At 63.7% G+C, this 11,800-nt stretch carries 8 protein-coding genes; all 8 read right to left on the bottom strand.

From position 1 onward, the window contains the following. Nucleotides 1-173: 173 nt before the first annotated feature. The 8 genes from ACTG4K_RS02470 to ACTG4K_RS02435 all read right to left on the bottom strand — a co-directional run bounded on the left by ACTG4K_RS02470 (nt 174) and on the right by ACTG4K_RS02435 (nt 11,787). On the bottom strand, nt 174-1,430 hold the full coding sequence (locus ACTG4K_RS02470) for an NAD(P)H-dependent flavin oxidoreductase (RefSeq protein ID WP_439112612.1): 1,257 nt from the start codon (nt 1,428-1,430) through the stop codon (nt 174-176). Then, the gene (locus ACTG4K_RS02465) at nt 1,408-2,097 is read right to left on the bottom strand and encodes a carbonic anhydrase (protein WP_439112611.1); all 690 of its coding nucleotides are present in this window, start codon (nt 2,095-2,097) and stop codon (nt 1,408-1,410) included. The genes ACTG4K_RS02470 and ACTG4K_RS02465 overlap by 23 nt, the downstream gene beginning before the upstream one ends. Nucleotides 2,098-2,332: 235 nt before the next feature. Then, the gene (locus tag ACTG4K_RS02460) at nt 2,333-3,166 is read right to left on the bottom strand and encodes a peptidylprolyl isomerase (protein ID WP_439112610.1); all 834 of its coding nucleotides are present in this window, start codon (nt 3,164-3,166) and stop codon (nt 2,333-2,335) included. A 16-nt stretch (nt 3,167-3,182) separates the two neighbouring features. Beyond that, nucleotides 3,183-3,911, bottom strand: coding sequence for a respiratory nitrate reductase subunit gamma (narI, locus tag ACTG4K_RS02455; protein ID WP_439112609.1), 729 nt, complete (start codon nt 3,909-3,911; stop codon nt 3,183-3,185). Next, nucleotides 3,908-4,609 carry a nitrate reductase molybdenum cofactor assembly chaperone gene (gene narJ / locus ACTG4K_RS02450; RefSeq protein ID WP_439112608.1) on the bottom strand — a complete coding sequence of 234 codons (702 nt, stop codon included), beginning with the start codon at nt 4,607-4,609 and terminating at the stop codon, nt 3,908-3,910. Before narJ ends, narI begins: the two co-directional genes overlap by 4 nt. A gap of 1 nt (nt 4,610) precedes the next feature. Next, entirely contained in the window at nt 4,611-6,143 is a 1,533-nt protein-coding gene (gene narH / locus ACTG4K_RS02445; RefSeq protein ID WP_439112607.1) for a nitrate reductase subunit beta, read from the bottom strand. Between the two features lie 142 nt (nt 6,144-6,285). After that, on the bottom strand, nt 6,286-10,113 hold the full coding sequence (locus tag ACTG4K_RS02440) for a nitrate reductase subunit alpha (protein WP_439112606.1): 3,828 nt from the start codon (nt 10,111-10,113) through the stop codon (nt 6,286-6,288). Between the two features lie 45 nt (nt 10,114-10,158). Next, nucleotides 10,159-11,787: an MFS transporter gene (locus tag ACTG4K_RS02435; RefSeq protein ID WP_439112605.1), complete on the bottom strand. Its 1,629-nt coding sequence runs from the start codon at nt 11,785-11,787 to the stop codon at nt 10,159-10,161. Between the last annotated feature and the right edge of the window lie 13 nt (nt 11,788-11,800).

Genomic DNA, 11,800 nt, shown 5'->3' with positions numbered 1-11,800 from the left:
GGAGGGGGTGATCCACGGACCGCTGGGGTCTGCAGGTCGAAATGGCGCTGAGGCGAAACCGTGTTCACGGCCACTTCAGTCCAAGCCAGCGGCTTGGACGTTGGGCCTAAATTATCCCCGCTGGGACCCATTTTCGCTGCCAAAGGTCTTTCCCGACGGATTTTTTTGCCTTTTCAGTGGCTGGGCACGGGCGGCCGAACGTCTGCCAGCATCCACCGCAACAAGTCGTGTACGGGGCGGATCTCGCGCCCAAACGGCAGGCTGCCGGCGCCCCGGAAAAACAAGCCTTTGTTCGTATCGCCTTCCATCGCGTGGCCCAGTTGCTGGTCAATGCAGAACTGGCCAATGCCCACCACGCCGTCGCGCAGGCCGCAGTGGGCCAGGCAATCGAACGACATGTTGCATTTTTTCTTCACATGCGCGGCGGCCTGCAGCTTGGGCTCGATGCGGATGTACTTGTCCAGCCAGGGCGTGCGCACCGCGCGCGCCGGCAGGCCCGCCACGCTGATGAATTCCACAATGTCTTCGGGCCGCGCGTCGGCCAGCACGTGTTTGAAGGCCGGGTCGGCATCGCATTCGGTGGTGACGGCAAAGGCGGTACCCATCTGTACCGCGCTGGCACCCAGCGCTTGCAGCCGCAAGATGTCGGCCCGGCTGCTGATGCCGCCAGCGGCGATGAGTGGAATTTGGCCCTCGATACCCGACGTTTTGAAAAATTCGAGCACCTGGGGCAACACCACGTCGAAATCGAAGCGCGCGTCTTGCAGATCGGCCACCTTGGCAGCGCCCAGGTGCCCACCGGCCAGACGGGGATGCTCGATGACGATGGCGTCGGGCAGGCGGCCCTTTTTCTCCCATTTGCGCACCAGCAACTGCACGCCCCGGGCGTCCGACAAGATCGGAATCAGCGCCGTTTTGGGGTGGTCTTTGGCGATTTCGGGCAGGTCCAGCGGCAGACCGGCGCCCACCACCACGGCGTCGGCACCGCTGTGCAGCGCCTGGCGCACATACATTTCGTAAGCACTGAGCGCCTTCATCACGTTCACCGCAATCAAGCCGCGGCCCTGCGCTATGCCACTGGCACGCTGAATCTCGCGGTCCAGCGCCACCAGGTTGGCAGCGTCGATCTGCGCGCGGGCGTCGGGCTCTTTGTCCAGGTGGCCGGTCTGGGCCATCAGGTCGGGGTGCATGCGGCGTAAGTCCACCGACGAGACCGTGCCCACACCCCCGAAGCTGGCCACGGTACCGGCCAGCGAGCCGGCCGACACACCCACACCCATGCCACCCTGCACCACCGGAATGAGTTCGCGCCCGGCGAGGCGCCAGGTGCGCAAGCCATCGCTGCCAGCCAGCGCCTGCAATTCTGCTGCCCGTGCAGCTGCGAGAGACAGGCCCAGCTGGGCGTGCTCAGTCACTGAGGATTTGTCCATCGTGTTCCACATAAGGTTGGTACGGCCCCGTGCCGCTGTTGGAGGCTAACGAGGCTGGGATGAAATCACCTTGCTGTGCATCAAATACATGCACTTCTCCGTCTTCAATGACGTAATGCCAGCCGTGCAGGGTGAGCTGCCCGGCTTCTACCGCGCGGCGCACCATGGGGTAGCCCATGAGGCGCTCCAGCTGCAACACCACAGCGCGCTGTTCGGTACGACGCATGGCTTCAGGGCCGGGCTGCACCGGCAACAAGGCTTCGTCAACCAGCCGCAACCAAGATTTGAGTGCCACCGCCTCCTCCGGCGCACCCTCATACGCCGTGCGGATGGCGCCGCAATGGCTGTGGCCGCAGACGATGATGCGCTCCACCTTCAGACTGAGCACCGCAAATTCGATGGCGGCCATGGTGCCGTGCAGACCATGGGACTGGTCGTAGGGAGGCACCAGCGCGCCCACGTTGCGCACCAGAAACAATTCCCCCGGCCCCGCACCTGTGAGCAGATAGGGCACCAGGCGCGAATCGGAACAGCCAATGAACAAGGTCTTGGGGTGCTGGCCGTCGGCCACCAGATCCTGAAAGCGCTGCTGGTGGCGCGGGAAATAGTCGGAGCGGAAATGCCGCAGGCGCAACAGCAGTTCGTCCGGGTCGGGGGGCTTGTTCATGACATCCATCCTTCACCGCCATCTTTCGCGTCAGGCAAGCGCGCCTCCAGCCGGGAATGCCGCGAAACTGACGCTGCCAGGGCGCAGGCGTTACCCCTTTGTGAAGTGCGGTAATGGGGCCGCCTTTGGGCGGAACGTGCCGGTACCCAGGGTGCGGTGGAACCGGCTTTGGCGGGCCACACGCATGGCCCCCTTTGAGGAGGTCGCGCGCAGCGCGACGGGGGTGGGCTGTGGCTCACTGCACCAGCGGTGAGTCAGCGCCTTCCAGCTCAATACCTTCCACCTGGGCCTGGCCCACCAGCAGCTGCATGTATTGGCGCAGAGCCGTGCTGCGCGACTGCAGCGCCAGCTGGGCCTTGATGCGTTCCTGCACCTGCTCGAATTCGGGCAGCTTGCCCTTGCGCCGGCCCAGTACCTCAATGATGTGCAGGCCAAAGCGGGTGTGCACCAGACGCGGGTGCACGCCCATGCCCCAGCGCGAATCGGTCTGGTAAAACAGCTCGTTGGCCAGCTCGGGTGCGCAGTCCTCGGGTGTCACCCAGCCCAGATCGCCGCCCTCTTGGCTGGACGGGCAGTTGGACAGTTCGGTGGCCAGCGCCTCGAAACGGCCGGGGGCCACGTCTTTGCGGATCAGCTCCAGCAACGCCGCCTCGGCGCGTTGCGACAGGGCATGCACGTTCACGCCCGGCGTGACCGCAAACAAGATGTGGCGCACATGCAGGGCCTGGCCCACGATGAAGCGGCCCTTGTTGGCCTCAAAGTAGCGGCGGCACTCGCTCTCGCCCGGATCGGGCGAAACCACGGCGGCGTCGAGCAGGCTTTCAATGACGGCGCGCTGGGCCTCGTCCAGCTCTGGCGCCACCAGGCCGGTATGGCGCGGCAGAAGGCCGGCCTTCACCGCCTGCTGGCGCAGCAGCTCGGTGTAGGCGCGCTCGCGCAGCGTGGCGGCGTCCAGCGTTTCACCCGCGTCGTGCAGGGCGATGCCGTTGATACTGGCCACGGCGGGCTGGGCTTCACCGGCACAGGCGCAGTGGCCGCTGCCACAGCCCACGGTTGTTGCTGCATTCATGGTGTGTGTCCTCGGGTCAGTTTGAAGTGGAACGCTGTTCGGCCGGCACGCTGGACTTCAGTCCCAACTTGCGGCTGCGCACCACCTGATAAGGGCGAACGATGTAGGCCAGCGTGCCGAAGCCGCTCCACACATGGACCAGGCGCGAGAAGGGGAAGAGCAGGAAGATGGTCATGCCCAGCACCAGATGCACCAGATACACCCAGTCCAGCTCGGCAATCAAGGCGGCGTTGGGGTTGAGGGTGAAGATGCCCTGCGCCCAAGCCGACAGCTGCAGCATCGCCTGACCATCAGAGTGCCCGATGGAAAACGGCAACGTGACCAGGCCCAACACCAGTTGCACCCACAGGATGACCAGGATACCCAGGTCGGTGCGGTGGCTGGTAAGGCGAATGCGGTCGTCAAAAATGCGCCGGTGCAGCAGCATGCTCAGACCAATGAAACAGATAAAACCTGCAACACCACCGGCCACCACGGCCACCATCTGCTTCTGGCCCGCCGTGATGAAGGGCTCGTAGACGAAGTGGGGCGTGAGCAAGCCCACGGTGTGGCCACCGAACAAAAACAGGATGCCGATGTGGAACAGGTTGCTGCCCCAGCGCAGCTGGCGCTTGCGCAGCAACTGCGACGAGTCGCTTTTCCAGGTGTATTGGTCGCGGTCAAAACGCGCCAGGCTCCCCATGAAAAAGACCGCCAGGCAGATGTAGGGGTAGACGTTGAATAGGAAGTTGTGCAGCGTGTTCATGCCTGCGCTCCTTGAGAAGGTTGGGGTGACTTTCTGACAATGTGAATCGGCTGCGGCTGGCCGGGTTTGGCCTGGCCTTCGGTGGAGCAACCACCAAACACCTCGGGCTCTGCCCAGCTCTCGTCCATTTCGGGTTCGGGGGCCACGGCCACGGCTTCGGCCTTTTCGCCCGCCAGCTCCAACACGGCGGCCAGCACGCTGGCGTAGGGGCTCTGGCGACCAGCCAGGGCGCTGAAGATCACACGCACGATGTGCGCGATCTCGCCCATGAACTCACGCGCCTGCTGCGGCGGCTGGGTGGAAGCAAATTCCAACACCACCGGCAAGTAATCGGGCAGTTCGCTGGCGCCCAGAAACAGACCCGCTTTTTCGTAGGTCTGAATCAGGTCGATCATGGCCGGGCCACGGTCGCGCGAATCGCCGTGCACGTGTTCAAACAGGTGCAGCGCGGTGCGGCGACCCCGGTCGAACAGCTCGACGTATTCGGACTCCACATCCAGCGCCGGGCTGGCGCCCAGGTGCTTGAGCAAAGCGTCGAGTTCGGCCAGCCGCGCAGCGGGCAGCGCCGCCTCGGCTTGCAGGGCTTCACGCATGTCGGCCGTGTGGGCGCGGAACGCCGCGTCGGGGTAGCGCAGCAGGTGCGCCAGCACGCGCAGCGTGAGACGGGCCTGGGGAGGGGATGAAGCAAACAAGGCCATTTCAGCTCTCCATCTTGATGGGGATGGTGCGCTTTTTCTCGCTACCAAACAAACTCGTTTCGGTCTGCCCTTCCGAGCAGCCGTTGCCGAAACTGAAGCCGCAGCCGCCCTTCACGTTGAAGGTGTTTTCGGCGTACTCGCGGTGCGTGGTCGGAATCACGAAGCGGTCTTCGTAGTTGGCAATCGCCATGTAGCGGTACATCTCTTCCACCTCGCGGGCACTCAGGCCCACCTGGTCGAGCACGTCCTGGTTGATCAGGCCGTCCACGTGTTTCGTGCGCTGGTAGGCACGCATGGCCAGCATGCGTTCCAGGGCGCGCACCACGGGGCCGGTATCGCCAGCGGTGAGCAGGTTGGCCAGGTACTTCACCGGAATGCGCAGCTGCGACACGTCCGGAATTTCGCCGTTGTTGCCCAGGGCGCCCGACTGCGCAGCACCGGTGATGGGTGAGAGCGGCGGCACGTACCAGACCATGGGCAAGGTGCGGTATTCGGGATGCAGCGGCAGGGCCACTTTCCACTCCACCGCCATCTTGTAAACCGGGCTCTGGCGGGCTGCAGCCATCCAGGCGTCGGGGATGCCGTCGATGCGGGCCTGTGCGATCACCTTCGGGTCGTTCGGGTCCAGGAACAGGTCAAGCTGGGCCTGGTAGAGGTCGATCTCGTTGGGCGTGCTTGCGGCTTCGGCAATGCGGTCGGCGTCGTACAGCAGCACGCCGAGGTAGCGGATGCGCCCGACGCAGGTCTCGGAGCACACCGTGGGCTGACCGGCTTCAATGCGGGGGTAGCAGAAGATGCACTTCTCGGCCTTGCCGCTTTTCCAGTTGTAGTAAATCTTTTTGTAGGGGCAGCCGCTCACACACATGCGCCAGCCGCGGCACTTGTCCTGGTCGATCAGCACGATGCCGTCTTCCTCGCGCTTGTAGATTGAGCCCGAAGGACACGAGGCCACACACGCTGGGTTCAAGCAGTGCTCGCATAGACGCGGCAGGTACATCATGAAGGTGTTCTCGAACTGACCCATCATGTCTTTCTGGGTCTGCTCGAAACCGTCCAGGTTCGCGTCTTTGCTGCGCTTGCTGAACTCGCCGCCCAGGATCTCTTCCCAGTTCGGGCCCCACTCGATCTTCTCCATGCGCTTGCCGGTGATCAGCGAACGCGGGCGCGCGGTGGGCGCGTGCTTCATCTCTGGCGCCGACTGCAGGTGGTCGTAGTCGAAGGTGAAGGGCTCGTAGTAGTCGTCGATCTCCGGCAGGTTGGGGTTGCTGAAGATCTTCATCAGCAGCGACCACTTGCCACCCTGCTTGGGCACGATGGAGCCGTCCGCCTTGCGGATCCAGCCACCGTTCCACTTGTCCTGGTTTTCCCATTCCTTGGGGTAACCAATGCCTGGCTTGGTCTCGACGTTGTTGAACCAGGCGTATTCCACACCGGGGCGGCTGGTCCAGACCTGTTTGCAGGTGACCGAACAGGTGTGGCAACCGATGCACTTGTCCAGGTTGAGCACCATGCCGATTTGTGCGCGTATTTTCATGACAGTTTTCCTTCTTCAGCTTGACTGGCGGCGTGAGGATGTTTCCCAGCGAACACCGCGGAACTGGCTTTGCCAGGCCGCTGGTGTTGCCCCCTTGAGGGGGTGACGCGCGGTACGCGCGGCGCGGGGGAGGTCCATGGTTTTAGGGGTTTTCACCTTGGGATTGGTACGCACGCACGAGATGGTCGTCTGCGGGTGTGTCGAGCCAGTCCACCTTGCTCATCTTGCGCACCACCACGAATTCATCGCGGTTGGTGCCGATGGTTCCGTAGTAGTTGAAGCCGTAGCTCAGCTGCGCGTAGCCGCCAATCATGTGGGTGGGCTTGAGCACGATGCGGGTCACCGAGTTGTGAATACCGCCGCGCACACCGGTGATCTCGCTACCGGGGGTGTTGATGATCTTTTCTTGCGAGTGGTACATCATCACCATGCCGTTGTTCACCCGCTGGCTCACCACCGCACGGGCCGCCACGGCGCCGTTGATGTTGAACAGCTCCACCCAGTCGTTGTCCTGGATACCGGCCGACTTCGCGTCGTCTTCGCTGAGCCAGACCACCGTGCCGCCGCGGTTGAGCGTGAGCATCATCAGGTTGTCGCTGTAGGTGGAGTGAATCCCCCACTTCTGGTGCGGCGTGATGAAGTTCAGCTGAATCTCTTTGTTGCCGTTGGGCTTGATGTTGTGGATGCTGTTGGTGGTCTTCAGGTCCACCGGTGGGCGGTAGCTGCCGAAGCCTTCACCGAAAGCGATCATCCAGGGGTGGTCCTGGTAGAACTGCTGGCGGCCGGTGAGCGTGCGCCACGGGATGTATTCGTGCACGTTGGTGTAGCCGGCGTTGTAGCTCACCGTCTCGCTCTCGATGCCGCTCCAGGTGGGCGAGGAAATGATCTTGCGCGGCTGGGCCTGGATGTCGCGGTAGCGGATCTTTTCGTCTTCGCGGTAAACCGCCAGGTGCGTGTGGTCGCGCCCGGTCTGCTTGCCCAGCGCTTGCCAAGCCTTCACCGCCACATGGCCGTTGGTCTCGGGGGCCAGTTGCAGAATGGTTTCGCAGGCGTCGATGTCAGACACGATGCGCGGCATGCCATGCGACACGCCCTCTTCAAGCGTCTTGCCGTTGAGCTGCCCCAACTGCTCGACCTCGGTACCGGTTTTCCAGCCGATACCTTTGCCGCCGTTGCCCAGTTTGTCGAGCAGCGGGCCCAGGGCCGTGAAGCGTTTGAAGGTATTGGGGTAATCGCGTTCGACCACCGCAATCTGCGGCGCGGTCTTGCCGGGGATCAGTTCGCAGTGGCCTTTTTTCCATTCCTTGACCTCAAACGCCTGCGCCATTTCACCGGGGGTGTCGTGCATGATGGGCGAGAGCACCACCTCTTTTTCCACGCCCAGGTGGCCCACGCAAACCTCGCTGAAGGTCTTGGCAAAGCCTTTGTAAATCTCCCAGTCGCTGCGGCTCTGCCACACCGGGTCCACGGCCGCGGACAGCGGGTGGATGAAGGGATGCATGTCGCTGGTGTTGAGGTCGTTCTTCTCGTACCAGCTGGCGGTCGGCAGCACGATGTCGGAATACAGGCAGGTCGTGCTCATGCGGAAGTCCAGCGTGACCAACAGGTCCAGCTTGCCTTGCGGCGCGTCCTTGTGCCATTTCACTTCGGCGGGCTTGGCGTCGTCTTTGCCGAGGTCTTTGCCCTGCACGCCGTTTTCGGTGCCCAGCAGGTGCTTGCAGAAATACTCGTGGCCTTTGCCGCTGGAGCCCAACAGGTTGGAGCGCCACACAAACATGTTGCGCGGCCAGTTCTGCGGTGCGTCCGGGTCTTCACAGCTCATCTCCAGCGTGCCGTCTTTCAGGGCCCGCACGGCGTAGTCCTTGGGGTCCATGCCGGCGGCCTGCGCGTCTTTCACCACCTGCATCGGGTTGGTCTTGAGCTGCGGGGCGCTGGGCAGCCAGCCCATGCGCTCGGCGCGCACGTTGAAGTCGATCATGCTGCCACTGAAGGCGGCCTTGTCGGCGGCGCTCAGCGTGGGCGAGACGATCTCTTCCATGCCGAGCTTCTCGTAGCGCCACTGGTCGGTGTGGGCATAGAAGAAGCTGGTGCTGTTCATCTGGCGCGGCGGGCGCACCCAGTCGGTGGCGAAGGCCAGTGGCACCCAGCCGGTCTGCGGGCGCAGCTTTTCCTGGCCCACGTAGTGCGCCCAGCCGCCGCCGCTCTGGCCGATACAGCCGCACATCATCAGCAGGTTGATGACGCCGCGGTAGTTCATGTCGGCGTGGTACCAGTGGTTCATGGCCGCGCCGATGATGATCATCGACTTGCCATGCGTCTTGTCGGCGTTGTCGGCAAACTGGCGCGCCACAGTGATGAGCTGCTCGCGCGGCACACCGGTGATGCTTTCCTGCCAGGCCGGGGTGTAGGCGGCGTTGTCGTTGAAGTCCCGGGCGCCTGATCCCAGGCCACGGTCGATGCCGTACTGAGCGACCTGCAGGTCGAACACGGTGGCCACCATGGCGTAACGCTCTTCACCGGCCTTGCCCAGGCGCAGGCGCACGGCCGGCACTTTGGCGTGGTTGATCTCGCCGTTCTGTGCGTTGGCGGTGAAGTTGGGGGTGTCGCGGCCACCGAAGTAGGGGAAGCCGACGTCCACCACCTGGTGTTCCTGCTCGCCGTCCTCGATCACCGAGAGCTTGAGTTTCACGTCGGTATTGCCGCGTGCCTCTTTCGCCTCCAGGTTCCACTTGCCTTCGTCTTCCCGGCCGGGCTCACCCCAGCGGAAGCCAATGGAACCGTTGGGCAGCACCGCTTTGCCGGCCGTGTCGAAGGCCACCGTCTTCCACTCGGGGTTGCTCTTCTGGCCCATCTGGCCGTTGAAGTCGCTGGCGCGCAGGTAGCGGTCGGGCACCATGGTCACCGTGCCGTCGGGCAGGGTGTGTTCTTTCAACATCACCAGCAGCGGCAGGTCGGTGTAACGGCGGGCGTAGTCGTCGAAGTAGCTGGAACGCTGCTTGCCGCCACCGGGGAAGTAGAACTCCTTCAGCGCGACGTGACCCATGGCCATGGCGACGGCGGCATCGGTGCCCTGCTTGGGGTGCATCCAGATGTCGGACAGCTTGGCCACTTCCGAGTAGTCGGGCGTCACGGCCACGGTCTTCGCACCCTTGTAGCGCACCTCGGTGAAGAAGTGGGCGTCGGGCGTGCGGGTCTGGGGCACGTTGGAGCCCCAGGCAATGATGAACGAGCTGTTGTACCAGTCGGCCGACTCGGGCACGTCGGTCTGCTCACCCCACACCTGCGGGCTGGCCGGGGGCAGGTCGCAGTACCAGTCGTAAAAGCTCATGCACACGCCGCCGATGAGCGACAGGTAACGCGAGCCCGCAGCGTAGCTCACCATGGACATGGCGGGAATGGGCGAGAAGCCGATGATGCGGTCGGCGCCGTGCTGCTTGATGGTGTAGACGTTGGCCGCGGCGATCAGCTGGTTCACTTCGTCCCAGCTGCTGCGCACGAAGCCGCCCATGCCGCGCACCTGCTGGTAGTCGCGGCGGGCTTCGGGGTCTTGCTGAATCAGCGCCCAGGCGTCCACCGGGCTCTTGCTCACGGTGAGGGCGGTGCGCCAGCGTTCCAGCAGGCGGCCGCGCACCATGGGGTATTTCACGCGGTTGGCGGAATACAGGTACCAGCTGTACGAAGCCCCACGGGCGCAACCGCGCGGCTCGTGGTTGGGCATGTCCCAGCGGGTACGGGGGTAGTCGGTCTGCTGGGTTTCCCAGGTGACGATACCGCCCTTGACGTAGATCTTCCACGAGCAGGAACCCGTGCAGTTCACGCCGTGGGTGGAGCGCACGATCTTGTCGTGGGCCCAGCGGTTGCGGTAGCTGTCTTCCCAGGTGCGGTCTTCGTTCGTGGTCAGGCCGTGGTTGCCCGAGAAGGCTTCCTTGGGCAAGGTGAAGTGGGTGAGGCGGTCGAGAAAGTGACTCATGAAGGTCTCCGAAAAATAGGGGCTTGGCTTCTTGGATGCACGTGTTTAAGGGTTGCGGATTTCGGCACCTGCGCGCAGGTAGAACCACCAGTTCAGCACCAGACACAGGGCGTAGAAGATCGCGAAGCCGTACATGGCGTACTGCGGGGTGCCGGCCTTGATCTGTGCCCCGATCACCACCGGCGCAATGAAGGCGCCGTAGGCGGCGACGGCCGATGTCCAGCCGAGCACGGGGCCAGCCTGCTGGCGGTCGAAGATCACGCCGATGGTGCGGAAGGTGGAGCCGTTGCCCACGCCACTGGCGAAGAACAGCACGATGAACAAGCCGATGAAGGCCGGGAAGTACTGCTCGGGCGTGGCTGAGCTGTAGGCCTGCATCATCACGTAGCCCACCGCGCCAGACGCGGCCACCATCACCACCGAAATGATTTGGGTCACGATGGAGCCACCGACCTTGTCGGAGATCCAGCCGCCGAGGGGACGTACCGCGGCACCGACGAAGGGGCCGATCCAGGCGTAGGTCAGAGCCGAGGGCGCATTGGGATTCTTCAGCGTATGCGTCATGACGCCGGCGGCGTCGGGGATGTGCTGGAAGCCAAAGATCACCGTGATGGCCAGCGGCAACACCATCGAGAAGCCGATGAAGGAACCGAAGGTGACGATGTAGAGCGCCGTGAGCGACCAGGTGTGCTTGTTGCGGAAGATGGCGAACTGCTTGCTCACGCCCTCTTTCATGGGGCCGAAGGCTGCGAGCTTCATCATCAGCAACGCGAGGATGATGTCCAGCGGGATCGCGACCCACATGTTCAGGATACCCAGACCGGTGGGTGCCGGCAGGTACAGGTAGAGCATGAAGACGGCCGGGATGAAAGCCAGGGTGTAGAGGTAGGTGACCTTGGCGAACGCGACGATGGGGTTGCCCGCATCGGGCGACACGGTCTTCAGGTTGTTCATGCCGAACCAAGCCAGGATGGACAAGGGCACCAGCGAGATCACCCAGGCAAAACCGGCGTTCTGGATCCAGGTGGGTGTGCCAGCGGCGATCTTGCCGAAGATCCAGCCGCTGTCTTTCACCAGCGTCATGGACTCACCGCCGAAGGCCCCGAGCAGGGGCAGCGTCATGACCAGCGGAATGACGATCTGCATGGTGGTCACGCCGAAGTTGCCCAGGCCCGCGTTGAGGCCCAGCGCCGTGCCCTGCAGCCGCTTCGGGAAGAAGGTGCTGATGTTGGACATGGAGCTGGCGAAGTTGCCGCCGCCCACGCCCGACCACAGCGCCAGCAGCTGGAACACCCACAGCGGCCACTCGGGGTGCTGCAGCGCGAAGCCGGTGCCGATGGCCGGGGCCAGCAGCATGGCGGTGGTGAGGAAGATGGTGTTGCGGCCACCAGCCAGGCGCACCAGGAAGGAGGCCGGGATACGCATGGTGGCGCCAGCGATGCCCGAGATGGCGGTGAGCGTGAACAGCTCGGCCTGGGTGAAGGGAAAACCCAGGTTGAGCATCTGCACCGTGATGATGCCCCACATGCCCCAGACCGCGAAGCCGCAGAGCAGCGCGGGCACTGATATCCAGAGGTTGCGGTAGGCGATCTTTTTGCCGGTCTGCTCCCAGAACCGTTCGTCCTCGGGGCGCCAGTCGGCAATATCCGCCCCGGTGTTTTGTGTGTGTTTCATGGTGTGTGTCTGG

It is taken from the genome of Hydrogenophaga sp., from assembly GCF_965657535.1.
Classification (GTDB): domain Bacteria; phylum Pseudomonadota; class Gammaproteobacteria; order Burkholderiales; family Burkholderiaceae_C; genus Hydrogenophaga.
Note: the sequence above shows the minus strand (reverse complement) of the source record. Positions and strands in the feature narration are given on the sequence as shown.